A 25,244-nucleotide genomic window follows, 5' to 3' on the forward strand; every position below is an offset into this window, starting at 1 on the left:
TTAGCACCTTACAAGGATCTTAGTAAACGATATGTATGTATATTTAGACGAAACAACATTTGGTGAAAATGATGAGTACAGTGGATATGCAAGCCTTATCACAAAATCTCGCATTGAAAATTTAGTAATTGTTGAAGCTCTAAATAATTTGAGAACCGATCCTGATATAGACAAAGAGAAGTTTAAAGAACACGACGGCAGAACTTTGGATCGGGAATATTTTCATGCTGCAGATGATAGCCAAAACGGGCACTCTCATCTTTGCAGCTCAATTAATCATAATATTGTCGGTAAATTTAGTTCTCACTACTTTAAAACCAAGGAATACAATTTTAAGAATACAGAAGAGGCTTACGATCTAGCTTCTAAACTATCTATGCTAAGTGTTTTATCTGAAAGTGAAGAGGTTACGTTCGTCTTTGAAGAACGAAACGATCTTACTGGAACACATATTGAGAAGTGGTGGGATTCGCTTTGGCTAGACCTTTTTAAAAGCCAATATACTCACCCTTATATCAGAACGTATTATCCAATTCTAAATTTTGAAATATGCTCTAAGTCTGATCCTGGGTTACAAGTTGTAGATTTTATTTTATGGGCATCGACAAGGCAGGTAATTGGTAAAAAATGTCCTTGGTTTGATAGATTAAAATGTTGCTTTAGAACTGAAATTAAGCCAGAAGGTGAAACTTGGGGTGGTCATTCATTATCTTTTGGGATGAATGAAAAAGACAATAAAGAAACATATACCATAACAGACTATCAGCATGACAACGGGAAGCTAAATTCATTAGAGTATTTAGCCCATTATATTGTTAATACTCAGAAAGTGATCAACTTGGTCGCTAGCTTAGGGTGCCAAAATGGTGTGGGGCATTTCTGGGGAGAAATTGAATTACTTAATGATACGAGAATTCAAAAAGGTAATGCTGAGCATATCGAAAAATTAGCCAAGTGCTTTTTAAAATTATTTGATAACGTCACCCTGATTAATGATGAAACCTCTAAAGAAGATAAAGCATTTTGGTTAATGTGCCGCAAATGCCTAGCATATGCGCTGCATACACACGATGTCGGCGGTCGAATGCATTCGATTCGATTGTCCGATATTAGAAATCAGATCATAGAAAATGATGCAGAAGCTTTACAGCAATGCTAACAAGCGCATTTTATCGGACTGGTTTTCCGCTGCTCCCTAAATGAGCCGCAAATGCGAATATTGTACGGCAGTGAGGTAGCGGATGAATATTCCTAAACCGATAGGTCATGGCTCATGGCAAGTAGAAGAATTTTCAGCCTATCGAGCAAGGTTAGGTCAGGAGTTCGACAGTATCCCAGACATAATAATTGAGTCTTGGTTTCATCGTCATTGGAATGACCTACAAGATTGGTTGATACTGGAGCCTTTAAAGTGGGACTACTCTTTAATTTCTATGCCGTCCGATGAAATCTTGAGGATTAGTCATGTTGGTGACTGGCCGAATACTCTAAGTTACTGGGGAAATGACTTGCTCGATGGAAATTTCAGACGTTCAACATGGCTAGGAGATTACATGTTAAGACATGGGACTACACCCACGCCAATAATTGCTGCGGTTGATGCTGGAAGCGTAGTGCACCCACGAGAGCGAGGCCGCTTTATGATGGAGCCATATCAATTGATTGAAGGGCATCTTCGATTATCATACCTCCAGGCTATGATTAGGCGAAATCACGACTCCGTAAAAAATTCTCATGAGGTATGCATTGCAAAACTACCGTCCAACAAGTCGCTTGATGGGACGTGTTATTAGAGACGCCCTTGAGCTCGGCTTTAGGCTACGAGTTAGAACGATATTATGGCATCAGGCACATCAAATAAATTAACAGGGCAGGTTGGCGAACATCTGGTGTCGGCAGTACTGGGTACGTTAGGTTATTATGCTTCTCCGTATTCTGGGAATGTGCCTGGGTTCGATGTTACAGCCGTGCATTCCGAATCGCTAAAATCGTTTCCTGTTCAGGTTAAAGCGAGTACTAGGGGAGCTCTGGTTCAGTCCACAATCGATAAGTGGTGCAATCACAGTATCGAAGAGGGTAACCGTCAAATGCTAGGGGAATTGACACCTCTCAAGCACCCCAGTTTGATCTGGATTTTGGTGCGGCTGCCCGACTCGGAAGTCAGTGGAGCAAGATTCTTTATCTGTACTGAGCGTGATATCAAGAAGAAAATTGTCGATAGGTACGTGGCTTTCATGGAAAAGCATGACTACCCCCGTCCTAGGGGCGGGGCTTCACCGCAAGCTATACTCAATATCAAAGACGTCGCTGAGTTTGAGGATAACTGGGAAGTTCTTTCGGGTTATCAATAACGGTAGATACGAAAAAGCTTCATGAAAATAAGCCAAGTAAGCCACCCTATGAGCCCGGAGAAAACATTCATATGAAAGTAGTCTGTGAAACTAAGCGGTTGGTTATCAGGCAGTTTGAGTTGAGCGATACTGTTTTTATTATTCGGTTACTCAACGATGACTTGTTTATCCGGTACATAGCCGATAAAAACGTTCGTACGCACGAAGACGCAATTAATTATCTTAAACAAGGCCCTATGGTCAGCTATGAGAAGCATGATTTTGGGTTGAACTTGGTTTGCTTAAAAGGAGCCAACACTCCGATTGGAATGTGTGGCTTACTGAAACGAGAAGAATTGAAAAATCCGGATTTAGGATACGCCTTTTTGCCTGAGTACAGCGGTAAAGGTTACGCGAGAGAAGCGGCGGAAAATACGCTAAAAACCATTATTAAAACCTGTTTACTCGATACGGTCGTTGCTGTCACTCTCCCCGACAACCTCAGATCAAATAAGCTGTTGGAAGCAATTGGTTTCAGCTTCAAAGAGACAATAGAATTGTACCGTTCTCAGAATAATTTATACGAATACCGAAGCTTATAAGCCGCAGCGCCCTCAACTCTGGTTGTACCACCAGCCCTTTCATGTCTACAATGCTGTTTAACGTTGGCTGGGAGCGGGTGTTATGGATTTTTCCTACAGTGCGAAAACAAAGGACTACTTAGCGCGGTTAGATGCCTTTATGCGCGAGCATATTGAGCCGTATGAAAACCAGTATCAGAAAGAGAATTATCGTCTGAACAGCACGCCGCATTGGCGTGAATGGCAGGTGCCACCGCGGGTGGCTGAGCTTAAGCAAATGGCGAAAGAGCAGGGGCTTTGGAACCTGTTTTTGCCGGACGAAGAGCTTGGTGCTGGTTTAAGCACGCTGGAATATGCGCCATTAGCTGAGCGCATGGGTCGCAGCCTGTTAGCACCCGAGGTCTTCAACTGCAACGCACCTGACACGGGTAATATGGAAGTGCTCTATCACTTTGGTGATGACCCGCAGCAAGAGCAGTGGTTAAAACCGCTTTTGAACGGCGACATTCGCTCGGTGTTTTGTATGACCGAGCCCGATGTCGCGTCTTCCGATGCCACCAATATGCAAACCACCATTGTTGCCGACGGCTCAGACTGGGTTATTAATGGCCGCAAGTGGTGGAGTACAGGTTTAGGTCACCCGGACGCTGAAATTGCCATTGTTATGGGTCTGACCGACGAGGACGCCGACAAACATCATCGCCATTCCATGGTATTGGTGCCGTTAAACACGCCGGGCGTGAATATTGAGCGTATGTTACCTGCTCTGGGCGAGTACGACGCTCCTTATGGCCATGGCGAGGTGGTGTTCGATAACGTGCGCGTACCGAAAGAGAACATCATTGTTGGCCCTGGTGCGGGTTTTAAAATTGCCCAGGGGCGTTTAGGCCCGGGCCGCATTCACCACTGCATGCGGGCTATTGGTGCGGCTGAGCGTGCGCTGGAGCTATTTATTGAACGGGGCGTATCTCGCATTGCGTTTGGCGAACCGTTAATGAAGCTGGGAGGCAACACCGAGCGCTTAGCTGACTTACGTGTAGCCATTGATCAGGCAAGGTTACTGACACTGCACGCGGCCTGGCAAATAGATAACGTTGGTGCCATGAAAGCCATTAAAGAAATATCGGCCATTAAGCTGGTGGCGCCTAGTGTCCTGCAAAAAGTGGTGGATGAAACCATGCAACTGTTTGGTGGTGCTTCTATGTGTCATGACACTCCACTGCCGGGCTTATTAACCGTTGCGCGTTCGCTGCGCATTGCCGATGGACCCGACGCGGTGCACCGTGCGACTATTGCTAAAACAGAGTTAAAACAGTGGGAAAAACAATGGAAAGGGCGCTCTAATGACTGATCCATCATCCGCCGTAGTCGATCAGGCGAGTGACGTACGCGAAGAAGAAACTTTGCCCGTAGAGGCATTAGATAATTGGCTGGCGGAGCACATTGGTGACGAGCTACCCGAAGACCGAGGTGCTTTGCGTATTACCCAATATACCGGTGGTGTGTCGAACTGGACTTACCGTTTAGATTACAACGGCCTGGCACTGGTGCTGCGTCGCCCACCAGACGGCACAAAGGCCAAGTCAGCCCATGACATGGGTCGTGAATTCCGTCTGCAAAAACGCCTGAGACCGGCGTTTCCTCATGTGCCCCGAATGCTGGCGTATTGTCGTGACGAGTCGGTTATTGGTGCTGAGTTTTATGTGATGGAGCACGTGACCGGCATTATTCCGCGCCGACGCTTTCCAAAAGGGCTGGAGTTAAGCTCTGAGCAAGCGAAGCAGTTATGCACGAACGCGCTGGATAAACTGATAAAGCTGCACCAGGTGGATTTAGACAGCACCGGACTACGCAAAATAGCCAAAGGTAAAGGTTACACCGAGCGTCAGGTAAGTGGCTGGTGTGGCCGTTATGAAAAAGCAAAGACCTGGAATGTATTCGGCGCGGGTTCGGTTATGCGTTGGCTTAAAGAGAACCAGCCGCAAAGCGAGAAAATTTGTCTGGTTCACAACGACTTTCGCTTAGACAACCTGATACTCAACCCGGATGACCCAACCGACATTATCGGTATTCTGGACTGGGAACTGGCGACCTTAGGCAATCCGTTAATGGATTTAGGTAATTCGCTGGCTTATTGGATTGAAGCGGGCGATGACAAAGTGGCGCGTGCGACTAAACGCCAGCCGAGCGACTATCCGGGCATGCTGACCCGCAAAGAAATTATCGATTACTACTGTGAACGCACCGGTACTAAGGTAGAGGACTTTGCCTTTTATGAAGTGTTTGGTTTATTCCGTTTAGCGGTGATAGCCCAGCAAATTTATTATCGGTACCACCATAAGCAAACCACCAATAAAGCCTTTAAGAACTTCTGGTTTTTGGTGAACTACTTGCTGTGGCGTTGCCGCCGTCGTATTGCCAAAGCTTAAAAAATACGAATAAAAAACAATAACAATAAAGAGAGCTCAATAATGTCTCAAGAAAGGAAGACCATTTTAATTACCGGTGCCAGCTCTGGTCTGGGGCAAGGTATGGCTCGCGAGTTTGCCGCTCAGGGTAAAGACCTATGCCTGTGCGCACGTCGGCTAGACCGGCTGGAAGCCTTAAAAACCGAATTGGAAGAAAAGTATTCCGGCATAAAAGTGAGCATTAAAACCCTGGATGTAAATGCTCATGAAGACGTATTCCGCGTGTTTCAGGAGTTTAAGCAAGAGCAGGGGAAAGTTGACCGTTTTATTATTAATGCGGGCATGGGTAAAGGTGCGGCGCTTGGCACTGGCTACTTTGAAGCGAACAAAGCTACAGCTGAAACCAACTTCGTAGCCGCGCTGGCGCAGTGTGAAGCGGCTATGGAAATTCTACGAGAGCAAAAGCAGGGGCACCTGGTGACTATTTCGTCCATGAGTGCTTTCCGCGGTATGCCGCGGGCTATGACGGTTTATGCAGCTACCAAAGCTGGGTTGGCATCATTAACGGAAGGCATTCGTGCAGACTTAATGAAAACCTACGGCAGCAACAGCCCAATAAAAGTCTCGACTATTTACCCGGGCTATATTCGTTCGGAAATTAACGAGAAGGTGAAAAACACACCTTTTATGGTGGACACCGAAACCGGCTGTCGCTTATTAGCAAAAGCCATTAATAAAGAGCCAGTGAAAGCGTATGTCCCTTACTGGCCCTGGGCATTAATGGCGTTTTTAATGAAGCGTTTACCGTTAAAGTGGGTGTTAAAGCTGGCTTAACTTTCGGTTATTCACCAGAGTCAGAGCACACGGCGTCGCCACGGGTAGACACCTGCACCGACAGAGACTGGCTGACGCCTTGTGCATCGTTAAACAAAAATACCGGTTCGACTAAAAACATGTCGCCGCGCTTGCCATCGTGGTTTATTTCCAGCCGCTGATCCGCCAGTTCCAGTTTAATGCAGCCGTCGTGTTCTGTGGTCATAATGCGCTGCCATTTATCAGGTTGTGGTTCGTGCAGCCAAATTTCGTGGCCCTGCCAACTTTGATTTTCACCCCGTTCGCACCAGTAACTATGAACCTCCAGCGCGCCGTCTTCACTGGTTTCCAGTTGGCGTATGTCGCATTCATCTTCATGCGGTAACTCCGGCTCCATGGCGGTGTACTGGTACACAACAACACTGACAAAAATGACGAGAAGGGTGACGGCCGAAGCGCCTAACCAGATAAGAATTTGCTTTAACATATGGCTCCAGAACCTGATACAGTATAAGTTCTTAGTATAAAGACAATAATTATAAGAACAATGATTTGGGGGAAGTATGTGGCAACGTGTTTTGGCATTACTGATTCTTATTGTGGGCTTGCTTTTGGCCGTTCTGGGTGTGGTCAGTGACAACGATACTCCTGTTAGGCTAACCGGCGCGGTTCTGATGCTAATTGGTATTATCTGGCTGTATAAGCAGCCGACTTTGCAGTCGCTTAACCGCACGGACAAACCCATTTTGAAATGGTATCAGTCTCCAATTATCTGGATCCCGATTATAGCTATTATCCTCTTTATTATCAGTCTGTTCATGTAGGAATCTAATTAATGAATATAGCAAAACGAATTGTTATTTTGGCCGGCGCGGTGGGTCTGTTCTTTTATACCGCAGAGCAGGAAGAGCTGATTACGCTAATTGCGAACTTTAATCTGAGTTGGTACAAACTGGGTGTTCCTGTTGCCTGGGGCTTAGTCATTGGCGGGCTTTGCGCGCTGTTAAAATTCCGTTGGCTGCTGTCCTGGATGGCACCTGTTACCCTAGTTGCCAGCGCAATAACGACTATGGGTCTCACTGGTGCAGCAGCGGTATTTGTGAAACATCAACTGGTGGTGCTTTGCTTGCCGCCGTTACAACTCGCCGCCGTAGGTGTTGGTCTGTATTTATTTGCCGTGGGTCTGGTTAAGCTAATGGGAGACATTGAAGCCAGAAAATCGGAAAAAGGTGAGGAATGAGTCGTAAAAGTAGCCAGAGAATTACATTAAACAGCGATATTGGAGAAAGTTTCGGTGCCTGGAAAATGGGCGCTGATGACTTAATTATGCCGCACATCGACTGCGCTAATGTAGCTTGTGGTTTTCATGCGTCAGACCCTCTAACTATGCTGAAAACAATCAAGTTAGCTAAGCAGCATAACGTGACAATAGGCGCGCATCCTGCGTACCCCGATCTCGTTGGTTTCGGTCGACGTCATATGGCATTAAAACCTGATGAAGTCACCGCTTTAATTCAGTATCAGGTGGGGGCGTTACAGGGCATTTGTGCCGGTCAGAAAACCGAAGTGAAATATGTGAAGCCACACGGCGCACTTTATAACGACATGTTAAGCGACGGTCAGCAATTCGATGCTGTTTGTCAGGCCATTGCCGCTTTGCAGGACGACAGACATGAACCCCTGCCCTTGATGGTTATGGCAACTCCCGAAAATGATGCCTGGCGCCACCGCGCGCAGCAGTTTGGTGTTGAATTATGGTTTGAAGGTTTTGCCGACCGCGCTTATGACGACAATGGTCAGTTGCGTTCGCGCAGTAACCCTGACGCCGTGCACGGTGATGTTGAAGCTATGTATGCTCAGGCTGAGGCTTTTGCGACAGGCCGTGCTATTGAGAGCGTGTCGGGCAAGTCGCTGCAAATTGAAATTGATTCTCTTTGTGTTCACGGAGATAACCCCAAAGCGATAGAAACCGTAGAGAAGCTGCGGAGTATTGTTCGGGAAGCTAACAAATAAACTCAGGAATGACTAAAGTTCAGTTATGAAAGAAGAGTCTGATTTTCCAAAACTCGTTTCAGCCGGCGCCGATGCCGTTATAGTCTATTTAGGCGAGGGCATTAGCGTGTCAGTTAACCAGCGTGTTCTGGCTGCGGTTAAGGCAGTAAAAGACCAACTGTCTGATGTTGTGCTGGATTTAGTGCCGTCCTATAACTCCTTAATGGTTTACTACAACGTGCTGAGCATTGACGAGCCTGAAATACGTGAACGCTTGCGTAAAGCTTTAGCTGACCTCAACTCTGATATTAACGAGCAGAGTGGCAAGATGCATCGCATTCCGGTTTTTTATGATGAAAGTGTCGGGCCTGACCTTGCCCGCATTGCTGACATGAACAACTGCTCTGTGGATGATGTAATAAAAACACACACCGAGCAAACGTACCGCGTGCACGCCATGGGTTTTGCGCCGGGCTTTGCTTATTTAGGTGAAGTAAGTGAGAAGATCAGAACGCCTCGTTTAGATAACCCCAGAAAACGCATTACCGCAGGCAGTGTTGCCGTTGCTGAAAATCAGACCGCGGTTTATCCGTCAGCATCGCCCGGAGGCTGGAATATTATTGGCCGTACTTCCACCCAGCTATATGACCCGTCATCGGGGACTATCAGCCCGCTGAACGTAGGCGATGAAGTAGAATTTTACGCGGTAAGTAAAGAGCAGTTTATTGAGGAAGGCGGCGACACGGAGGCCTTGTCATGATGCGTATTATTGAGCCGGGTATGCGCTCAGCCGTTCAGGATTTTGGGCGCTTTGGGTATTTGTCGAAAGGCCTGACCCGTGGTGGCCCTATGGATGAACACGCGTTTTTATGGGCTAATCGGTTGCTGAGTAACCATTTTAATGCCGCTCAAATAGAAATTACCCTGGGTGGCTTTGAGGTAGAATTTGACCGAGACTGCCAGTGTGCTGTGACCGGTGCTGACGTTCAATTGACGCTGGACGACGAGGTGTTAAATACCTGGCAAAACTTTAAAGTGCGCGCGGGTCAACGCCTGAAAATGGGGTACGCCAGTGCTGGTGTCAGAGCCTATTTAGCGGTGCAGGGTGGTTTTCAGGTGGAACCTAAGTGGGGCAGTTGTGCAACCGTTACTCGCGACTCAGTCGGCGGCCTGCACGGTGATGGCTCGTTTTTAAAAGCGGGTGACGAACTGAGTTTTAATGAGCAGAATTATCAGGTATCGCGGCGCGTGGGCTGGGCCTACAGATCCGACTATCAGAAAACTCCGGTTATTGGCTTAATACCGGGCTTTCAGTACGACGCCTTTCCCATGTCTGCAAGAGAAGCTTTCTGCTACGAAGATTACGAAGTGACTAAAGACAGCGACCGCATGGGCATTCGCTTGTCCGGTAAAGCGTTGGAATATAACGGTGAGGGTTTGGTGTCTGAAGGCGTGAATGTGGGGTCTGTACAGGTGCCCGCAAATGGCCAGCCTATTATTATGATGAACGATCGCCAGACCTTAGGCGGCTACCCAAAACTGGGCACCATTAACCCGTTCGATTTAGGCCGGCTGGCACAATGCCAGCCGGGTCAGACCGTTCGTTTTACCCGCATTGAGGGTAAAGTTGCACAGCAGCAATTGCGCCGCTTTTATCAGTTTTTTAATGTTCGCTTAGCTTGTCAGGCTGGCGATAACCTGCGATCATAGCCGCTTCATATTATCCGGTGTTGATTTTGTAGCGGAGACAAAAGGTTCATGGCAGATACTGACTCTCGTCCCAGTAATTTTATTCGTCAAATCATTGATAAAGATTTGGCCAGTGGTAAGCACGCAACTGTACACACCCGTTTTCCTCCGGAGCCGAATGGTTACCTGCATATTGGCCATGCCAAATCGATAGTGCTGAACTTTGGTATTGCCGAAGACTACAACGGCACCTGTAACCTGCGTTTTGATGATACCAACCCACTGAAAGAAAAAGTGGACTATGTGAACTCCATTAAAAAAGACGTGGAGTGGCTTGGGTATCACTGGGAAGGCGAACCGCGTTATTCCTCTAATTACTTTGATCAGTTGCATGCGTATGCGGTTGAGTTGATTGAAAAAGGCCTGGCCTACGTTGATTTCAGTTCGCAGGATAAAATGCGCGAAATGCGCGGTACGCTGAAAGAGCCGGGCGTAAACAGCCCTTACCGTGATACTTCTGTGGAAGAGAACATAAAGCACTTTGCTGACATGACAGCAGGTAAACACGAAGAAGGCACCGCGGCATTACGGGCAAAAATTGATATGAGCTCGCCGTTTATGTGTATGCGCGATCCGGTTATTTACCGTGTGCGCTTTGTACACCATCACCAGACCGGTGATAAATGGTGCGTTTACCCAATGTATGACTTTACCCATTGTATTTCGGATGCACTGGAAGGCATTACACATTCACTGTGTACGCTGGAATTCCAGGACAACCGTCGCTTGTACGACTGGGTATTGGATAACATCAGCATTGACTGCCATCCACAGCAAATTGAATTCTCGCGCCTTAACTTACAATACACGGTAATGAGTAAGCGCATTATTAATACGCTGGTTGACGAAAACAAAGTCAGTGGCTGGGATGACCCACGTATTGCCAGTATTGCTGGTTTGCGTCGCCGTGGTTATACACCAGAGTCAGTTCGTGAGTTCTGTCGCCGTATTGGTGTGACCAAAATGGATAACCAGGTAGAAATGAGCATGCTGGAAGCCTGCATTCGTGATGACCTGAACGCCAATGCACCACGCGCTATGGCGGTGATGGATCCGGTAAAAATTGTTATTGAAAACTACCCTGAAGGCGAACAGGAACTGCTGGATGCGCCGAACCATCCGAATGATCCTGAAATGGGCTCGCGTCAGGTGACTTTTAGTCGCGAAATTTGGATTGAACGGGAAGACTTCCGTGAGTCAGCTAACAAGAAGTTTAAGCGCCTGGTGCTGGATAAAGAAGTGCGTTTGCGTAATGCCTACGTTATCCGTGCCGATCGGGTAGAAACCGACGAAAACGGTGAAATTCAGACCATTTACTGCCATTACGATGCCGACACTTTGGGTAAAGACCCGGCGGATGGTCGTAAGGTGAAGGGTGTTATTCACTGGGTGTCTGCAGAAACCGCAAAAGAAGCAGAATTCCGCGTGTATGACCGCTTATTCCAGGTGCCTAACCCGGCAGCCGAGGAAGACTTGTTCTCAACTCTTAACCCTGAGTCTTTGATTGTTAAAAAAGGCTTTGTGGAGGCTAACTTAGCGAGTGCGAAACTGGGCGAGAACTTCCAGTTTGAACGTCTGGGCTACTATTGTCTGGATCAGGACGCTGAGACTGAAGGCCGTTTAATATTCAACCAGACCGTTGGTTTACGTGACAGCTGGGCGAAAATAGAACAGGAACAAACTACTGGATCTTAAACTGGTCCAGTAGCTTAGCGCCGTACAAACGTGAGGGGGTGTAAAAGCCCCCTGACTGTTTCTGGCTTAAGGTATGAATAGCAACCTCAACAGCCCCTTCGGCAGTTAGCGAATAGCCGTTTTTCACTTTTACCCGCATACTTTTCTTATTGCCTTTGGCATCGCTGATTTCACCCCAAACGTAAGTCGGGTTATTCTTCCGTTCTTTTTCTTCAGGACCAGCAGGCTGTGATTCCAGCTTTTTCTTCAACTTAGCCTGAACCCATTTCCACTTAAATACCCAGCGGAACCAGTTCATCCGGCGCATCTTTTTCACTGAGCGTGGGCTGGCCGGTATATAAACCTCAATGTTGGGTACTTCCGTGGTGTAGTAGGCGGTAGAGACATCGCCCCAGGGAATGGTCATGGCATATTTTTCGCCATTACCAAAATCTATCCAGCGAGAGTGCCAGGCATGCGGAACATCGGTAATTTGCCCGTTAATACGGGCTGCGCCACCACGACCTAAGCGCTCTATGCTGGTTCTGGCTGTGCCACGACTCATGCGTGAACCTGAATCGAAACCTAAGGCCAGGTGCGTTGCTTCCGGCATCTGGGCATTGAGTCGCGCGGCAATACAGTCGGTGGGAATAACGTCAAACCCAACGCCCGGACATATGACAATGCCGGCTTCGCGCGCGGCTTTGTCCATAGAGTGAGCGTATTCAAATACGTCTATCTCGCCGGTAATGTCTAAATAGTGGGTCTTGGTATCAATACAGGCTTGAATAAGGGGAACGGCGGTCTGGCTGAATGGGCCGGCGCAATTAATGACTAAGTCTACGTCTTCTAATTGCTTTTGAACTTCATCAATACTGTCGAGCGAGAATGCCCTGTATTGAAAGTCTAAATGGCGTGCCACTGGCTCAAGGGCGTTTTCGTTACGGCCGGCTAAAATAGGTTGGTAACCGCGTTTTTTAGCCTGATGGGCAATCAGTTTGCCCGAATAACCGTATGCACCGTAAATGAGCCAGCGCAGTGCCATATATTATTCTGCCTCAGCGGCAGCTTTGTATTCGCAGCCTTCACCACGCTGACATTCACCGTAAAGGTACAGGCTGTGGTTAGTCAGTTTAATTTTATTTTCTGCGGCTACTTTTTCCTGACGCTCTTCTATTACGTCATCTTCAAATTCAAAGACGTGGCCACAGGTCAAACACACCAGATGATCGTGGTGGTGTTTTGCACTCAACTCAAATACCGAACGCCCACCTTCAAAGTGGTGGCGAGTAATAATACCAGCGTCATCAAACTGGTTTAGTACCCGGTAAACGGTAGCCAGGCCAATTTCATCTTTTTGTTCCAGCAGTATTTTATAGACATCTTCGGCACTGATGTGTTGATTATCTGGTTTTTTCAAAATCTCCAGAATCTTCATCCGTGGGGAAGTGACTTTTAGTCCTGCTTTTTTCAGCTGTTCGTCGTTACTCGCCATAATAATTCGTATCTCAGTTAAACATGTATAACAGCATACCCTGTATTAGCTGTCACTTGCCAGTTCTGCCAGACACATTTCTTCATAAACTTGCTGGCACCATTTGCTAACGCGTTCTTTGGTTAACTCTGGCTGACGGTCTTCATCTATGCCCAGACCGACAAAATGTGTGTCGTCGGCCATGCCTTTAGAGGCTTCAAAATTGTAGCTCTCGGTAGGCCAGTGCCCGACAATAATGCCGCCACGAGCTTCAACAATGTCACGAACCATGCCCATGGCATCAAGAAAGTATTCAGCGTAATCTTCCTGATCGCCACAGCCAAAAATGGCAATGAGCTTGTCCGTAAAATCGATTTCTTCCAGTTCGGGGAAAAAGTCATCCCAATCGCACTGAGCTTCGCCGTAATACCACGTCGGAATACCGAACAATAGTAAGTCGTAATTGGCAATATCTTCTTTACTGGATTTGGCGATGTCTTTTACATCAACGAGCTTTTTACCAAGCTCTTTCTGAATCATCTGTGCGACGGCTTCGGTGTTACCGGTGTCGCTTCCAAAGAAAATTCCAACAGTTGCCATAAGTCAATTTTCACCTGATTATACGAATAAACAGTACTGAATGGATTGTCATTCAGCGGCGTAAATTATCAATTGGGTTAAACTCCGGACTCCCAGAGCACCTGAATAATACCTTTAGCGATAAAACCAAAACAGCCAAGAAAGAGCACCATCCAGACAATAATCTGACCAAATTTAGGTACTGCAGAACGTTTTAACACATCCCGAATGGCTAAGCCTATTAGTAAGAATAGTATGCCCAGCGTAAAATTGGTGGCCAGAACTTCAATTTGTTCGTAATACTCAGCTAACATACTGCTTAACCTCGCTGGTACTTAACCTAAGAATGCTTAATGCGGTCTTGACTGTTTTTTATGGCGCTTAGATTACCATAAAGCAGGGCTGGTGGCGAGATTACTGCGCTATAAACTCAATGACCAGCCGGTTAAATATTCTGGGTTTTTCGGCATGTAGCCAGTGGCCTGCACCTTCAATAACTTTTACCGAGGCATTGCTAAATCGCGCTGCCACATCTTGTTGATGCTTTTCTGTGAGGTAGTTTGAACTTCCTCCTTTAATGAAAAGCACCGGGCCTTCATATTGGCCTTTACTGACGGCCGCTGAAATTTGCTGATAATTTTCTCTTAAAGCTTTTAGGTTAAGTCGCCACTGGTAACCGTCGTCAGTTTTTTTCAGGTTTTTAAGCAGAAACTGGCGTACACCTTTTTCCGAAATTGTCTCAGCTAACTGTTTGTCGGCGTCGCCGCGGCTTTTTACCTGGTCTATGTCCAGGTTAGAAAGAGCGTCTAATATGCTGTCGTGGGTACCGTCGTAAGCGGCGGGTGAAATATCAGCAAATATTGCCGCTTGAATTCGTTCAGGGGCTTTTATGCAAGTTTCCATTGCTATTTTGCCCCCCATGGAATGACCGACTAAATAAAACTTTTCCAGGTTCAGCGAGTCAGCCAGTTTTATAATGTCTTCTGCCATGTCCGGGTAAGTCATGCTGTCGCTGTGAAACGATTCACCATGATTACGGGCGTCGGGCAAAATGCAGTAGTAGTTTTCTGACAGTTCACGGGCAAGACTTTTTAAATTGTCTTTATCGCCAAACAGACCGTGAATAATGATGATAGCCGGATTGCTATCCGTACCTAATGTTTCGTGATTCAACAATGAAGAGTCTGCCATCGAACTGCCTTTAGTGATAAACTTTGGTCTATATTTTCAAGGCTTTGTCGGGGTGTTGCAAGTGACAAAGCGCAACCTTTCAATTTTTAGAGGTAGAAAGTCAACAATGAAGCGGATTGACATTGACGATGACTTATACACGTACATTGCAAGCCATACCAGACAAATAGGCGAGAGCGCATCGGATATTCTGCGTCGTTTGCTTGACGTGAATAGCAGTGAACCTGAAGCCGACAGCAAAAGCGAACTCACTGAGTCGGTTTTTAACCGTTTGAATGAGCAGGATGTGCGTATTCAGAAAAGCGTAGTAGCGCGCTTTCTGTATATTTTAAGCATGTTGTACCGCTGCCACCCGAGCGAATTTTCGCAAGTGCTGGATATTCGCGGTCGTGATCGTCAATATTTTGCCCGCTCAGAAGAAGCTTTACTGACATCGGGGAACAGCACGAACCCGAAGCAGATTCCGGACTCTCCATTTTGGGTAATTACCAATACCAATACGACTAAGAAAAAAGCCATGCTGACTCAGGTAGCAGAAAAACTGGGTTATCAATCGGCCGATGCAGAAAAAATTAGGGACTTTTTATAATGGCGGATCACGAGCGAGCAGGCCAGTTGGCGCAGGCCAGCGACTTGACCAATATAGCGCAATTGACCAGTGCGTATTATGTTTATGAGCCGGACCCACGCAAAGCGGCTGAAAAAGTCAGTTTTGGTACCTCGGGTCATCGAGGCAGTTCATTGAAGCGTTCCTTTAATGAAGCGCATATTCTGGCTATTGCTCAGGCTATTTGTGCTTATCGCGAGGAGCAGGGCATTACCGGACCTATTATGGTGGCTAAAGACACTCATGCGCTGTCTGAGTCTGCTTACATTAGTGCGTTAGATGTTTTTATTGGCAATGGCGTAGAGGTTCAGGTTCAGACTGAGCATGACTACACACCAACTCCGGTTTTAAGCCGCGCGATTATTGAGTGGAACCGTGAGAACACAGCTAAAGCCGATGGCGTGGTGATTACACCCTCGCATAACCCACCAGAAGATGGCGGTTTTAAATACAACCCGTCACATGGTGGTCCGGCAGATTCTGACGTGACCCGAACCATAGAGAAATACGCAAACGCGTTACTGTCTTCAGGACTTGTCGGCGTGAACACCTGTGAGAGTGAAGACGTATTACAGCACCCGAAACTAACCTTTGTTGATTGGCGCACGCAGTATATTAGCCAGCTTGATGATTGCATTGATATGTCGGCTATTCAGGATGCGAAACTGAGACTGGCGGTTGATGCCATGGGTGGCTCGGGCGCTAAGTACTGGACGCAAATTGCAGAGCATTACAACTTGTCGATTGAAGTTCGTAATGCTGTGGTCGACCCGACATTCTCTTTTATGCCGTTGGATAAAGACGGAAAGATTAGAATGGATTGCTCGTCGCCTTTTGCCATGGCCAGCTTGCTCGAGCTGAAAGACAATTACGATTTGGCTTTTGGTAACGACCCGGACTATGACCGTCACGGCATAGTGACTCCGACACACGGTTTACTGAATCCGAATCATTATTTGTCTGTGGCAATAGATTACTTATGTAAGAACCGCGACTGGGATAGCAGTATTGCTATTGGAAAAACTCTAGTGTCCAGTGCCATGATTGACCGCGTGGTGGGCGCAAACGAGCGACCATTGATGGAAGTACCGGTGGGTTTTAAATGGTTTGCTAAAGGGTTGTTTGAACGTTCAATTGCGTTTGCCGGTGAAGAAAGTGCCGGTGCTACTTTACTTGACCGTAAAGGCAATACCTGGACGACCGATAAAGACGGCATTGTCATGGCACTGCTGGCGGCTGAAATACTGGCGAAAACCGGTAAAAACCCCGGCCAGTATTACGATGACTTATGCCAGCAACATGGTACGGCTTATTATCGTCGCGTTGATACGGCTTCCAGTGTGCAAAAGAATGCGCGCTTTAAAGACATTCGTGCCTACAAAGTAAAGCTGCCTGAACTGGCGGGTGACAGTGTGTCTGATATTTCTACCAAAGCGGCAGGGAATGACGCCCAGTTTGGTGGGATAAAAGTGACTACTGATAACGGCTGGTTTGCTGCCAGACCTTCAGGCACAGAGCCTGTTTATAAAATTTACGCAGAAAGCTTTGTCAGCGAGCAACACTTAGATGAGATTCTGGAGCAGGCCACCACCTGGGTGAATGACCTGCTGTCAGACTAAGTAGTTAACGAAGGACGGCGTTGGATTCCATTTCTTCGTCGTCCTCTTCTTCTGTTTCCGGGGCTTCCTCAGCCATTGACGTTAAAAGCTCATCAGAAGTTTGTGACGGTGCCAGTATGGCAAAGTTGCTGTGCAACTGGTCTTCTGCTTTTGCCCGACGTGTAATGCGGTACAGAGAGTAAAAACCAACACAGGCCGTAAGCGCCGCTAAGAGTAAAAAGAAGTAATTAATGGCGCCAAACTGCATTAACGCAGCTACCGCAGGAGCACCAATAATAGAGCCCGCTCCACCAATTTTGATGATGGCACCTGTTGCTCCTACCATTTGGTCACGTTCCAGATAATCATTGGTGTGCGCCATACCCAGTGAGTACAAAGGCAGTATAAAGGCGCCTAAAAGTCCCACATTTAAGTAAATGAAGATGGCGTTTGATGCATCAAGCTGCGATAAAGCTATAGCCGTAAGAGTTCCGCCGGCGGCGCAAATGGCAATAACGAAACGACGGTCTAGTCGATCTGATAAAAGTCCAAATGGTGCCTGTGAAACTAAACCTCCGGCAATAAAGGCGGCCATGAAAAAGGTAATTTGCAGAACACTAAGGCCTATATAGGAAGCATACATTGGCCCTATACCGTAAAACATGGCGTAGCAGGCTTGCATTATAAACGCATTAATTACGCCCAGCGGAACGGTTTTCAGCAGCAGTGAAATGGGGACTTTACGGTTTTCGTGTGTTGTCGGCTCTGCCGTAACGCTGACCAGAATGGGAATAAGCGCTAAGTTAATGAGCAGAGCGACAATTGCGAAAGCAACAAAGCCGGCCGGGTCGGCGACACCGAGAATCAGCTGACCGACAATAAGCCCGCTATAAATAATGACCAGATAAACTGACAGCAGGGTACCGCGGCTACGGTTGTCGGCCATGGTATTAAGCCAGCTTTCAACAATGACGAAAATACCAGAAATAGCGAAGCCGGTTATAAAGCGCATGACAAACCAGACCACCGGATCAACCCAGATTGCCTGCATCAGAATACTAAAGGCAGCCAGCGCGGCAAGACCGCCAAATGAACGAATATAACCCACCCGGCGAATATCTTTTGGCGCGCGGGTCGAGCCAAATAAATAGCCGATAAAATAAGCCGACATGATAAAGCCGGTAACCAGGGTACCAAAACCTTCAATGGTAGCACGCAAACTTAACAGGGTACTGGTCATGCCGACACAGACCCCAATTAAACTGATACTTCCAAGCAGTGAGCTGATACCGCGAAGTTGTTGTTTTAGCATGCCTTTGTCACCCTTCGTTCGTTTGTCGCAATACTACCGTTAGTGGCTTTGTTTTCCTAGTGAAGATTCCCACAAGCTTATCCACAAGTTGTTACTTGCTGTTCGCTACCTGGCTGTTTAATATGCTCTCAAAGTCTTATTTGGATAATGACATGTCAAAGTCGCAGATTCTTTACTTCGCTGCCAGTTTATTTTTTCTGTTTAGTCTTTTTCTGGCTACAGAAGCCGAAGCGCGGTTGATTGAAAATTTATATTCAGCAGAAGTGGAAGTGACTTCGCAAAGTTCGTCTCATCGGCAGCAGGCAATAGGGGAGGCGTTTGACCGTGTTATTACAAAATTAACCGGGCAGGCTGAATTGGTCGGGCATGACGCGATACAACGGGCAAAACGTGATGTAAATAATTACCTGGTGCAATACGGTTACAGCGAGAATGAGGGAAAGCGAACCTTAACGGCGACATTTGATGGGCGCAAGTTGCGCGCGTTGCTGGCAGAGCAGCAGTTACCCTACTGGGGTAGTCGGCGACCGCAACTGATGCTTTGGATAGCGAAGGAAAACAACAATGGGCAGCGCGTGATTATCGACAGTAATAGCGAGTCAGTATTTACCCAACAACTGAGGTTCTTTGCACAGCAGTACAGTATTCCAATTCAGCTGCCTTTAATGGATTTGACCGACAGCTTCACCATAAATGCAACCGATGTCTGGGGGCGCTTTCTAGACCCGGTTAGAACCACTACCGAGCGTTACGGTACCGATGGTCTATTGGTCGGTCGTATGATTCGTCAGGAAGACGAGGAAGAACCCTGGAGTTTAAATTGGTTTGTTGAAGTTGGAGACGACCGTTTTTCCGGTGAAGTTACAGCAACCAGCCCGGACTGGCTTGCCGAGCCTCTGGTTGAGCAACTAATGGCGCAGTTGGCGAGGCAGTATAGTGTTACGGCTGGTGATGAAAATGTTCGTAATACCTTAATGATTAAAGTTGAGAAGTTAAGTAGCTTAAACCGTGTTTTAGAGCTGGAGGCGTTTTTGGGTAGCATTGTCTCTGTTCGCGAAGTTCGCTTACTTGAATACTCGCAAGCTATGAGCGAATTCGAGATTGTGGTTAACGGTCCGGTCGACCAGATACTGCAGGCTATTAATCTGGATGGCCGTCTGGCATCACAGGAAGTGGGCCCCTTTGTTGCGGCGCAGCAAGCTGAAACTCCTGTGTACCGCTGGAATGAGAACCGCTGATGTCACCACAGCAATTACCGTTAGCCGTACAGTTGCCTGATGACGAGATATTTTCTACTTTTCTTGCGGGTGACAACTTAACCTTATTAAGTTGGCTAGAAAGCTTGCCCGCAGCCGAGCCTCCGCTAAAAAGAAACCAGCAATTGACCTGGCTGTCGGGAGCGAGTGGGGTAGGCAAAAGTCACTTAATGCACAGCGTCATCGCCTCGGCCGGGTCACAATATCGCATTGCGTATTTACCTTTGCGTGAACTGGCTAAAGCCGATGCATCTGCGGTTTTGCAGGGAATTGATCAGGCTGATCTTATTTGTCTGGATGATATTGATACGGTAACGCTTGAACAGAATTGGAGTTTTGAGTTGTTCTCGCTTATTAATCGCGTAACCGATAATGAGTCGGCGCGTTTGGTCATGACGGCCAAACAGTCGGCTGCTCAAACTAAAGTTCTGTTACCGGATTTACAATCGCGTTTCCAGTGGGCAACGGGTTTTCAGGTTCAGCCGCTGAATGACGAAGAAAAAAATAATGCGTTAATTTTGCGGGCGCAGTGGCGCGGACTGGAGTTGCCGAACGATGTCGCAGCTTTTATGACTCAACGGTTGGGTCGTTCCATGCGAGATTTAATGAAAGCCTTAAATGAGCTTGATAAAGCCTCTATTACTTACCAACGCCGCTTAACAATTCCTTTTGTTAAGCAGGTTCTCGAAATTTAGTCGTAGTCTTTTAGTTTTTTCAGTCCCAAACCCTGGGCTCTTCCCTGATAGCGGGCATAACCTGTTGCACCAATAAATGCACCGGTGGTAAATATCAGTTCCAGTATTGACCACACGCGTTCATCCGGGTGGGTGTAGACCACCGTTAAGCCATGCAGAAAGTAAAACATTAAAACAAAGTTAGTCCATGCGTGGGTATAGGGTTTGCCTTTAACCAGCCCATGCAGCGGGAATAACAACGGCAGCACCCAGAGGAACAAAGCAATATAAGCTGGCAATGTTCCCGGCGCATCGGTGGGCATACCGTGCCACAGTGCAACTAAAATAAGCAGTGGCCAGTAACAAACTTGTGTTAACCAGCGATAAAAGCGTGGAGAAGTCGGCATTGATAATTCCTATGATGAGAGCTTAGAAGCGGTTTGCGTGACTCGTTTACCCAAAGCGATTGCGCATTGCTTTTCATGGTCAGTTAACTTATTGCTGTGCTCATGATGGCTGGCGCCATAAGGTGAACCGCCGGATTGAGTCTGATGCAGAGCCGGTTCAGAATAAGGAATGCCAACCAGCATCATACCATGGTGCAGCAGCGGTAAAGCCAGAGTCAGCAGAGTGGATTCCTGCCCCCCATGCAGCGAACTGGAGGAAGTGAATACTGCACCGGGTTTGTCGGTTAACGTAGCCTGTAACCATTCGCGCGAGGTGCCTTCCCAGAACTTTTGCAAGCTTGAGGCCATATGACCGAAGCGAGTCGGACTGCCCAGAATAAGAGCATCACAGCTTTCAAGGTCAGTGTTTTCAATTTCCAGGTCGCGGTCACTGACGGCATCGCTGCCGTGCCCGGTGCTGCGTAAAACTGCTTCGCCTCCAGCCGCCGTAACGCCTTCTGCTATCGCGTCAGCAAGCTGTTGAGTAGCGCCATTACGGCTGTAATAAAGAATAACGACGCGGGTCATTATAAGATATCCAGTACAGCTTCAGGAGGGCGGCCAATGGCTGCTTTATTACCCTGAATAACAATGGGGCGCTCAATAAGCTTAGGGTTGTTAACCATTGCAGTAATCAATTCATCTTCGTTATTGATACCGGCCAGACCAAGTTCTTTATAAACGTCTTCTTTTTTGCGCATTAGCTGATCGGCAGAAAGACCTAATTTTTCCAGAATATCTTTTAACTCTGCAGCATTAGGTGGAGTTTTAAGGTATTCAACAATTTCCGGCTCAACGTCATTTTGCTTGAGCAATTCAAGAGTCTGTCTTGATTTTGAGCAACGCGGGTTATGATAAATTGTTACTTGGCTCATAAGTATCGTACCTTGTAGTATCTGATGATTAGGTAAGTATAAGTTAATAGTAACGTAATTGAGGTAAGGAATGAAACTGAGAACGCTAGTGTGCGCGGCATTTGCTGTGCTGATAACAGCTTGTTCGCAAGAGCCGGATGTGGTTACCGACACCGACAATGAGTTTCGCTGGAGCAACCTGGGCGAAAAAACGGTGGTGGTAAACTACTTTGCTGAGTGGTGCGCTCCTTGCTTAAGAGAATTACCGGAGTTAAACGAATTTAACCAGCACAAAGCGAAGAACGTTGAGTTAGTGGGTGTCAGTTTTGACCCAATGTCTAACGCTGAACTGGCCGAGTTGAAACAGCGCCATGGCATTGAGTTTCAGTTGGCGTTGATGGAGCCAGCGCCGAAGTTTCCGTTTCAGCGTCCGCAGATGTTACCGGCTACCTACGTCATAAAGCCCGATGGCAGTGTCAAAGGGCCATTAATGGGTGAGCAGGATCTAGAATCGCTGAAAAATGCAGTTAACTCACATTAACGACTTTATTTGCTGCTCTAAGCTGCGCATTTGATCAATACGTGCGTTCAGACGTTTATGCGTCAAATCGTTATCTGTATGGTTATGCGCAGTGTGCAACTGGTCAATGGCCAGCCGGAAGTTTCCTCTTAACGCCAGTGCTTCGGCGCGAGTTTCGTACATAGCGGCTCGCTTACCACTGCGCTCATAAACCTGAGTGAGAAGGTCAAGCGCCAGCGCATGCTTTGGTTGTTTTAATAAAAAATCGCGCAGAAGCTTTTCGGCTAAGTCTGTGTCTTTTGCTTTGAGTGCGGCGTTAGCAAAGTTAAGAGTAATGACAGGCTCGGTCGGCTGCTGAATGTATTTACCACGCAACCAGTCCAAAACCGTCTCGTAATCTTCTTGCGCTAACAGAATGTCTGTCTGAACATCAATATAGAACGGATCATTAGGATAGTGCTCAAGTAGTGGCTGCATGAGTTTGTAGGCTAAGTCAATTTCGCCACTGTCCAGCGCTCGTATGGCTAAACCATATTGTCCGGCTTGTTGGTTGATTGAATTGCTGCTGGAGCGCATAGATTCAAAATCGCTGTTGGTGGTGTTACCAATATACCGGGCCTGAACTCTGGTTTTAGCCAGGGCAAAGTCGAGGCTGGGAGCCACATCTACCCGTTGCATATTTTCAGCGCGTGCACGTGTGTCGGCTATGCGTGACTCGGGTAATGGGTGAGTCATAAGCATTTCCGGGGGCTTGCTGACATAACGGTATTTTTCTGCTAACCGGCCAAAAAAGTCAGGTGCGCCACGGGGATCAAAACCCGCAGCTAAAAGTGTAGAGAGACCGATGCGGTCGGCTTCCATTTCATACAGCCGAGTGTAATTAATTTGCGACTGACCAGCCATGCCCATTGTGGCATAAAGACCTGCAGCACCGGCTTCAGGGTTAGCCATACCCACCAGAATAGAGCCAATGATACCGGCTATGGTCATGGGCATACTGCGTTGTTGTTCCTGCATCCGGCGCACCATGTGACGCTGCGTAATGTGCGCAACCTCGTGTCCAAGTACCGCCGCGAGTTCTGACTCGGTTCTGGCTTCGTTAATTAACCCCGTATGCACACCCACGTAGCCACCCATGAAAGCGAAGGCGTTTATTTCTTTGTTATTTATCCAGAAAAAGTTAAAAGGATAGCGTACACCGCCGGTATGCCTGACCAACCGCTGGCCCATGCTGTTTAAATAACTGTCTAATACCGGGTCGTGGATAATAGGCGCTTGTGAGCGCACCTGGCGCATGTAGAAGTCGCCGACAACACGTTCGCGTTCAATACTCATGAAAGCAGCGCCGGTGGTTCCAATTTCAGGCAACCGTCGACTATCCTGCGCAGCACTGCTTGCAGCACTAAAGCTGATTGCAAAGGTAAGTAAGCAAGAGACAAAAAGGTGTATTATTTTGGTGGACATCAACTACTCATAGGCTAAATGAAACGGACTTAATCTTCTCTTAAGAGCAAAATTCTTATCTTTAGTTCCTTTTTACTCTATGGGGTTATGGAAAGATTGCAAGGACTGATATTATCATCTCAACAAAGGTTAAGAGATAGTCATTATGTGGGAATACATTCAACAGTGGTACCAACGGAAGTTTTCTGACCCTAATGCAGTAACTTTATTTCTGTTATTGGTTGTTGCGGTATTGGTCATTGTGTTTTTCGGTAGCTTAATTGCACCGTTGTTAATTGCTATTTCTCTGGCCTATTTGCTGGACTGGCCGGTAATGCGACTGATGGGGCTTGGTTTATCCCGTTTAACCGCAACAGTTATTACTTTCTCATTATTTCTGGCAATAATGATTGTTACTTTGCTGACTCTGGTGCCGGTTATATGGCAGCAAAGCACCACTTTGATTCAGGAAATGCCGGATATGGTCACGAACCTGCAAATTTGGCTGCATAAACTGCCTGAAATGTTCCCGACTATTGTCGATGACAGCCAAATTACTGAGTTCACTCAGGAAGTAAAAAGACGAGCCGTGAGCTTAGGGGAAAGCCTGTTAACGGTTTCCCTGACCTCTATTGTGAATGTCATGGCCATGCTGGTGTATCTCATTATCGTGCCGCTTTTAATCTTTTTTATGCTAAAAGACCGCGATATATTGATTGCTCATTTCAGCCGTCTGCTGCCTTCAAACCGTCAGTTAATTTCGCAGGTAGGGCAGGAGATGAATCTGCAAATTATGAACTACATTCGCGGCAAAGCGATTGAAGTGGTGGTTGTTGCGATAGTCACTTTTGTCACCTTTAGTTTATTTGGATTGCGCTACTCGGCGCTGCTTTCCATTATGGTTGGTTTATCGGTTTTAATTCCCTACGTTGGCGCTGCGGTCGCAACTATTCCGGTGGTGTTAGTGGCGTTATTCCAATTTGGACCAACGGCAGCATTTGTTTGGGTCACCGTAGCCTACCTGGTTATTCAGGCGCTGGATGGTAACTTACTGGTACCGCTATTGTTTTCAGAGGCAATAAGTCTAAACCCGGTTTACATTATTGGCGCGGTATTAATTTTTGGCGGCATATGGGGTTTCTGGGGCGTGTTTTTTGCTATTCCGCTGGCCAGCCTGGTCAAGGCGGTATTGACAGCATGGGACAGTGGCACCGGAGAGAACGCAGAAGAGCAAACACCGCTTTAACGCGGTGTTTGCTCTATAGAGCTTAAGCTTGCTTAAGGTGCTCCAGCACCACTTCGTGATGCTCTTTAGTTTTAAATTTATTGAAGACTTTTGAAATGCTTCCGTCCTGTTCTACTAAAAAGCTAATGCGGTGAATACCGTCGTATTCTTTACCCATAAACTTTTTCAGGCCCCATACGCCAAAGTCTTCAGCCACTTTATGGTCTTCGTCGCTTAATAAAGTGAAATTCAGTTCATCTCTGTCAGTAAATTTTGCTAAGCGCTTAGGCGCATCCGGGCTTATACCAACAGAGACAACATTAAATTCCTCAAGCTGTTTGCGGCTGTCCCGTAAGTTTTGCGCCTGCACTGTGCAGCCTGGTGTCATCGCTTTCGGATAAAAGTAGACCAGTACCCGGTTCTCTTTCAATAACTCCGATAAGGTCACTGAGTTCTCGTTCGCATCGGGTAAAGTAAAGTCAGGTGCTTTATCGCCTTGTTGTAGTGTCTGCATTGCA

Annotated in this window: 30 protein-coding genes; 18 read left to right on the plus strand and 12 right to left on the minus strand. The window is 47.0% G+C overall.

Translation table 11 applies throughout. The features are described 5' to 3' along the window. Window positions 1-31 precede the first annotated feature (31 nt). The 6 genes from ACN0RF_RS01925 to ACN0RF_RS01950 all read left to right on the plus strand — a co-directional run bounded on the left by ACN0RF_RS01925 (window position 32) and on the right by ACN0RF_RS01950 (window position 6,153). Entirely contained in the window at window positions 32-1,159 is a 1,128-nt protein-coding gene (locus ACN0RF_RS01925) for a hypothetical protein (RefSeq protein ID WP_417437875.1), read from the plus strand. Between the two features lie 679 nt (window positions 1,160-1,838). Continuing rightward, on the plus strand, window positions 1,839-2,351 hold the full coding sequence (locus ACN0RF_RS01930) for a hypothetical protein (protein ID WP_417437876.1): 513 nt from the start codon (window positions 1,839-1,841) through the stop codon (window positions 2,349-2,351). 71 nt (window positions 2,352-2,422) lie between these two features. Then, window positions 2,423-2,932 carry a GNAT family N-acetyltransferase gene (locus ACN0RF_RS01935; protein ID WP_417437877.1) on the plus strand — a complete coding sequence of 170 codons (510 nt, stop codon included), beginning with the start codon at window positions 2,423-2,425 and terminating at the stop codon, window positions 2,930-2,932. An 82-nt stretch (window positions 2,933-3,014) separates the two neighbouring features. Beyond that, window positions 3,015-4,262: an acyl-CoA dehydrogenase family protein gene (locus ACN0RF_RS01940; RefSeq protein WP_417437878.1), complete on the plus strand. Its 1,248-nt coding sequence runs from the start codon at window positions 3,015-3,017 to the stop codon at window positions 4,260-4,262. Beyond that, the gene (locus tag ACN0RF_RS01945) at window positions 4,255-5,340 is read left to right on the plus strand and encodes a phosphotransferase family protein (RefSeq protein WP_417437879.1); all 1,086 of its coding nucleotides are present in this window, start codon (window positions 4,255-4,257) and stop codon (window positions 5,338-5,340) included. Before ACN0RF_RS01940 ends, ACN0RF_RS01945 begins: the two co-directional genes overlap by 8 nt. A 42-nt stretch (window positions 5,341-5,382) precedes the next feature. Beyond that, window positions 5,383-6,153 (plus strand): SDR family oxidoreductase, encoded by a 771-nt coding sequence (locus tag ACN0RF_RS01950; RefSeq protein ID WP_417437880.1) that lies wholly within the window; start codon window positions 5,383-5,385, stop codon window positions 6,151-6,153. A gap of 7 nt (window positions 6,154-6,160) precedes the next feature. On the opposite strand, the gene ACN0RF_RS01955 is transcribed toward ACN0RF_RS01950, so the two are convergent. After that, window positions 6,161-6,619, minus strand: coding sequence for a hypothetical protein (locus ACN0RF_RS01955; protein ID WP_417437881.1), 459 nt, complete (start codon window positions 6,617-6,619; stop codon window positions 6,161-6,163). A gap of 76 nt (window positions 6,620-6,695) precedes the next feature. Between ACN0RF_RS01955 and ACN0RF_RS01960 the strand changes: the two genes are divergently transcribed. From ACN0RF_RS01960 to glnS, 6 genes are read left to right on the plus strand one after another with little or no spacing between them, the layout of a single operon-like run. Further along, a complete protein-coding gene (locus ACN0RF_RS01960) occupies window positions 6,696-6,956 on the plus strand; it encodes a hypothetical protein (protein WP_417437882.1) in 261 nt (86 codons plus the stop codon). Window positions 6,957-6,967: 11 nt separating this feature from the next. Next, window positions 6,968-7,372: a hypothetical protein gene (locus ACN0RF_RS01965; protein ID WP_011234728.1), complete on the plus strand. Its 405-nt coding sequence runs from the start codon at window positions 6,968-6,970 to the stop codon at window positions 7,370-7,372. Next, window positions 7,369-8,145: a 5-oxoprolinase subunit PxpA gene (locus ACN0RF_RS01970; RefSeq protein WP_417437883.1), complete on the plus strand. Its 777-nt coding sequence runs from the start codon at window positions 7,369-7,371 to the stop codon at window positions 8,143-8,145. The genes ACN0RF_RS01965 and ACN0RF_RS01970 overlap by 4 nt, the downstream gene beginning before the upstream one ends. Window positions 8,146-8,170: 25 nt before the next feature. Beyond that, window positions 8,171-8,884, plus strand: a complete 714-nt coding sequence (gene pxpB, locus ACN0RF_RS01975) for a 5-oxoprolinase subunit PxpB (protein WP_417437884.1) — start codon at window positions 8,171-8,173, stop codon at window positions 8,882-8,884. Next, window positions 8,881-9,834, plus strand: coding sequence for a biotin-dependent carboxyltransferase family protein (locus tag ACN0RF_RS01980; protein ID WP_417437885.1), 954 nt, complete (start codon window positions 8,881-8,883; stop codon window positions 9,832-9,834). Before pxpB ends, ACN0RF_RS01980 begins: the two co-directional genes overlap by 4 nt. Window positions 9,835-9,882: 48 nt before the next feature. Beyond that, entirely contained in the window at window positions 9,883-11,568 is a 1,686-nt protein-coding gene (gene glnS, locus ACN0RF_RS01985; RefSeq protein WP_417437886.1) for a glutamine--tRNA ligase, read from the plus strand. Here the strand turns inward: glnS and ACN0RF_RS01990 are convergent. The 5 genes from ACN0RF_RS01990 to ACN0RF_RS02010 all read right to left on the minus strand — a co-directional run bounded on the left by ACN0RF_RS01990 (window position 11,555) and on the right by ACN0RF_RS02010 (window position 14,791). Further along, window positions 11,555-12,592 carry a saccharopine dehydrogenase family protein gene (locus ACN0RF_RS01990; RefSeq protein WP_417437887.1) on the minus strand — a complete coding sequence of 346 codons (1,038 nt, stop codon included), beginning with the start codon at window positions 12,590-12,592 and terminating at the stop codon, window positions 11,555-11,557. The two genes, glnS and ACN0RF_RS01990, sit on opposite strands and share 14 nt — an antisense overlap. Before the next feature lie 3 nt (window positions 12,593-12,595). Beyond that, complete coding sequence (gene fur / locus ACN0RF_RS01995; RefSeq protein WP_417437888.1) at window positions 12,596-13,042, minus strand: ferric iron uptake transcriptional regulator; 447 nt, start codon at window positions 13,040-13,042, stop codon at window positions 12,596-12,598. A 45-nt stretch (window positions 13,043-13,087) separates the two neighbouring features. Continuing rightward, complete coding sequence (gene fldA, locus ACN0RF_RS02000) at window positions 13,088-13,621, minus strand: flavodoxin FldA (protein WP_011234721.1); 534 nt, start codon at window positions 13,619-13,621, stop codon at window positions 13,088-13,090. 77 nt (window positions 13,622-13,698) lie between these two features. Then, window positions 13,699-13,914 carry a DUF2788 domain-containing protein gene (locus tag ACN0RF_RS02005; RefSeq protein WP_417437889.1) on the minus strand — a complete coding sequence of 72 codons (216 nt, stop codon included), beginning with the start codon at window positions 13,912-13,914 and terminating at the stop codon, window positions 13,699-13,701. Window positions 13,915-14,014: 100 nt separating this feature from the next. Then, complete coding sequence (locus tag ACN0RF_RS02010; protein ID WP_417437890.1) at window positions 14,015-14,791, minus strand: alpha/beta fold hydrolase; 777 nt, start codon at window positions 14,789-14,791, stop codon at window positions 14,015-14,017. A gap of 106 nt (window positions 14,792-14,897) precedes the next feature. Between ACN0RF_RS02010 and ACN0RF_RS02015 the strand changes: the two genes are divergently transcribed. Further along, entirely contained in the window at window positions 14,898-15,380 is a 483-nt protein-coding gene (locus ACN0RF_RS02015; RefSeq protein WP_110013252.1) for a replication initiation negative regulator SeqA, read from the plus strand. Next, on the plus strand, window positions 15,380-17,017 hold the full coding sequence (gene pgm, locus ACN0RF_RS02020) for a phosphoglucomutase (alpha-D-glucose-1,6-bisphosphate-dependent) (protein WP_417437891.1): 1,638 nt from the start codon (window positions 15,380-15,382) through the stop codon (window positions 17,015-17,017). Before ACN0RF_RS02015 ends, pgm begins: the two co-directional genes overlap by 1 nt. 4 nt (window positions 17,018-17,021) lie before the next feature. Here the strand turns inward: pgm and ACN0RF_RS02025 are convergent, their stop codons facing one another. Next, window positions 17,022-18,308, minus strand: coding sequence for an MFS transporter (locus tag ACN0RF_RS02025; RefSeq protein ID WP_034821227.1), 1,287 nt, complete (start codon window positions 18,306-18,308; stop codon window positions 17,022-17,024). 152 nt (window positions 18,309-18,460) lie between these two features. On the opposite strand from ACN0RF_RS02025, the gene ACN0RF_RS02030 reads away from it, so the two are divergent. Further along, on the plus strand, window positions 18,461-19,546 hold the full coding sequence (locus tag ACN0RF_RS02030; RefSeq protein WP_417437892.1) for a DUF2066 domain-containing protein: 1,086 nt from the start codon (window positions 18,461-18,463) through the stop codon (window positions 19,544-19,546). Continuing rightward, window positions 19,546-20,259: a DnaA regulatory inactivator Hda gene (hda, locus tag ACN0RF_RS02035; RefSeq protein ID WP_417437893.1), complete on the plus strand. Its 714-nt coding sequence runs from the start codon at window positions 19,546-19,548 to the stop codon at window positions 20,257-20,259. Before ACN0RF_RS02030 ends, hda begins: the two co-directional genes overlap by 1 nt. Here the strand turns inward: hda and ACN0RF_RS02040 are convergent. From ACN0RF_RS02040 to arsC, 3 genes are read right to left on the minus strand one after another with little or no spacing between them, the layout of a single operon-like run. Next, on the minus strand, window positions 20,256-20,645 hold the full coding sequence (locus ACN0RF_RS02040) for a DUF2069 domain-containing protein (RefSeq protein ID WP_417437894.1): 390 nt from the start codon (window positions 20,643-20,645) through the stop codon (window positions 20,256-20,258). The genes hda and ACN0RF_RS02040 overlap by 4 nt on opposite strands. Before the next feature lie 9 nt (window positions 20,646-20,654). Beyond that, entirely contained in the window at window positions 20,655-21,212 is a 558-nt protein-coding gene (wrbA, locus tag ACN0RF_RS02045) for an NAD(P)H:quinone oxidoreductase (RefSeq protein ID WP_417437895.1), read from the minus strand. Continuing rightward, a complete protein-coding gene (gene arsC / locus ACN0RF_RS02050; protein WP_417437896.1) occupies window positions 21,212-21,559 on the minus strand; it encodes an arsenate reductase (glutaredoxin) in 348 nt (115 codons plus the stop codon). The genes wrbA and arsC overlap by 1 nt, the downstream gene beginning before the upstream one ends. A 70-nt stretch (window positions 21,560-21,629) precedes the next feature. Here arsC and ACN0RF_RS02055 point away from each other — a divergent pair, with 70 nt between their 5' ends. After that, window positions 21,630-22,079, plus strand: a complete 450-nt coding sequence (locus ACN0RF_RS02055; protein ID WP_417437897.1) for a TlpA disulfide reductase family protein — start codon at window positions 21,630-21,632, stop codon at window positions 22,077-22,079. Here the strand turns inward: ACN0RF_RS02055 and ACN0RF_RS02060 are convergent. Then, entirely contained in the window at window positions 22,071-23,393 is a 1,323-nt protein-coding gene (locus tag ACN0RF_RS02060; protein ID WP_417437898.1) for a M48 family metalloprotease, read from the minus strand. The two genes, ACN0RF_RS02055 and ACN0RF_RS02060, sit on opposite strands and share 9 nt — an antisense overlap. A gap of 274 nt (window positions 23,394-23,667) precedes the next feature. Between ACN0RF_RS02060 and ACN0RF_RS02065 the strand changes: the two genes are divergently transcribed. Next, on the plus strand, window positions 23,668-24,747 hold the full coding sequence (locus tag ACN0RF_RS02065) for an AI-2E family transporter (protein ID WP_417437899.1): 1,080 nt from the start codon (window positions 23,668-23,670) through the stop codon (window positions 24,745-24,747). A gap of 22 nt (window positions 24,748-24,769) precedes the next feature. On the opposite strand, the gene bcp is transcribed toward ACN0RF_RS02065, so the two are convergent. Next, complete coding sequence (bcp, locus tag ACN0RF_RS02070) at window positions 24,770-25,240, minus strand: thioredoxin-dependent thiol peroxidase (protein ID WP_011234707.1); 471 nt, start codon at window positions 25,238-25,240, stop codon at window positions 24,770-24,772. Window positions 25,241-25,244 lie beyond the last annotated feature (4 nt).

It is taken from the genome of Idiomarina sp. (assembly GCF_048260185.1).
GTDB lineage: Bacteria > Pseudomonadota > Gammaproteobacteria > Enterobacterales > Alteromonadaceae > Idiomarina.

Coding starts and splice junctions, on each gene's coding strand:
- ACN0RF_RS01925 (WP_417437875.1), top strand. CDS start 32: ATGTATGTATATTTAGACGAAACAACATTTGGTGAAAATGATGAGTAC.
- ACN0RF_RS01930 (WP_417437876.1), top strand. CDS start 1,839: ATGGCATCAGGCACATCAAATAAATTAACAGGGCAGGTTGGCGAACAT.
- ACN0RF_RS01935 (WP_417437877.1), top strand. CDS start 2,423: ATGAAAGTAGTCTGTGAAACTAAGCGGTTGGTTATCAGGCAGTTTGAG.
- ACN0RF_RS01940 (WP_417437878.1), top strand. CDS start 3,015: ATGGATTTTTCCTACAGTGCGAAAACAAAGGACTACTTAGCGCGGTTA.
- ACN0RF_RS01945 (WP_417437879.1), top strand. CDS start 4,255: ATGACTGATCCATCATCCGCCGTAGTCGATCAGGCGAGTGACGTACGC.
- ACN0RF_RS01950 (WP_417437880.1), top strand. CDS start 5,383: ATGTCTCAAGAAAGGAAGACCATTTTAATTACCGGTGCCAGCTCTGGT.
- ACN0RF_RS01955 (WP_417437881.1), bottom strand. CDS start 6,619: ATGTTAAAGCAAATTCTTATCTGGTTAGGCGCTTCGGCCGTCACCCTT.
- ACN0RF_RS01960 (WP_417437882.1), top strand. CDS start 6,696: ATGTGGCAACGTGTTTTGGCATTACTGATTCTTATTGTGGGCTTGCTT.
- ACN0RF_RS01965 (WP_011234728.1), top strand. CDS start 6,968: ATGAATATAGCAAAACGAATTGTTATTTTGGCCGGCGCGGTGGGTCTG.
- ACN0RF_RS01970 (WP_417437883.1), top strand. CDS start 7,369: ATGAGTCGTAAAAGTAGCCAGAGAATTACATTAAACAGCGATATTGGA.
- pxpB (WP_417437884.1), top strand. CDS start 8,171: ATGAAAGAAGAGTCTGATTTTCCAAAACTCGTTTCAGCCGGCGCCGAT.
- ACN0RF_RS01980 (WP_417437885.1), top strand. CDS start 8,881: ATGATGCGTATTATTGAGCCGGGTATGCGCTCAGCCGTTCAGGATTTT.
- glnS (WP_417437886.1), top strand. CDS start 9,883: ATGGCAGATACTGACTCTCGTCCCAGTAATTTTATTCGTCAAATCATT.
- ACN0RF_RS01990 (WP_417437887.1), bottom strand. CDS start 12,592: ATGGCACTGCGCTGGCTCATTTACGGTGCATACGGTTATTCGGGCAAA.
- fur (WP_417437888.1), bottom strand. CDS start 13,042: ATGGCGAGTAACGACGAACAGCTGAAAAAAGCAGGACTAAAAGTCACT.
- fldA (WP_011234721.1), bottom strand. CDS start 13,621: ATGGCAACTGTTGGAATTTTCTTTGGAAGCGACACCGGTAACACCGAA.
- ACN0RF_RS02005 (WP_417437889.1), bottom strand. CDS start 13,914: ATGTTAGCTGAGTATTACGAACAAATTGAAGTTCTGGCCACCAATTTT.
- ACN0RF_RS02010 (WP_417437890.1), bottom strand. CDS start 14,791: ATGGCAGACTCTTCATTGTTGAATCACGAAACATTAGGTACGGATAGC.
- ACN0RF_RS02015 (WP_110013252.1), top strand. CDS start 14,898: ATGAAGCGGATTGACATTGACGATGACTTATACACGTACATTGCAAGC.
- pgm (WP_417437891.1), top strand. CDS start 15,380: ATGGCGGATCACGAGCGAGCAGGCCAGTTGGCGCAGGCCAGCGACTTG.
- ACN0RF_RS02025 (WP_034821227.1), bottom strand. CDS start 18,308: ATGCTAAAACAACAACTTCGCGGTATCAGCTCACTGCTTGGAAGTATC.
- ACN0RF_RS02030 (WP_417437892.1), top strand. CDS start 18,461: ATGTCAAAGTCGCAGATTCTTTACTTCGCTGCCAGTTTATTTTTTCTG.
- hda (WP_417437893.1), top strand. CDS start 19,546: ATGTCACCACAGCAATTACCGTTAGCCGTACAGTTGCCTGATGACGAG.
- ACN0RF_RS02040 (WP_417437894.1), bottom strand. CDS start 20,645: ATGCCGACTTCTCCACGCTTTTATCGCTGGTTAACACAAGTTTGTTAC.
- wrbA (WP_417437895.1), bottom strand. CDS start 21,212: ATGACCCGCGTCGTTATTCTTTATTACAGCCGTAATGGCGCTACTCAA.
- arsC (WP_417437896.1), bottom strand. CDS start 21,559: ATGAGCCAAGTAACAATTTATCATAACCCGCGTTGCTCAAAATCAAGA.
- ACN0RF_RS02055 (WP_417437897.1), top strand. CDS start 21,630: ATGAAACTGAGAACGCTAGTGTGCGCGGCATTTGCTGTGCTGATAACA.
- ACN0RF_RS02060 (WP_417437898.1), bottom strand. CDS start 23,393: ATGAGTATTGAACGCGAACGTGTTGTCGGCGACTTCTACATGCGCCAG.
- ACN0RF_RS02065 (WP_417437899.1), top strand. CDS start 23,668: ATGTGGGAATACATTCAACAGTGGTACCAACGGAAGTTTTCTGACCCT.
- bcp (WP_011234707.1), bottom strand. CDS start 25,240: ATGCAGACACTACAACAAGGCGATAAAGCACCTGACTTTACTTTACCC.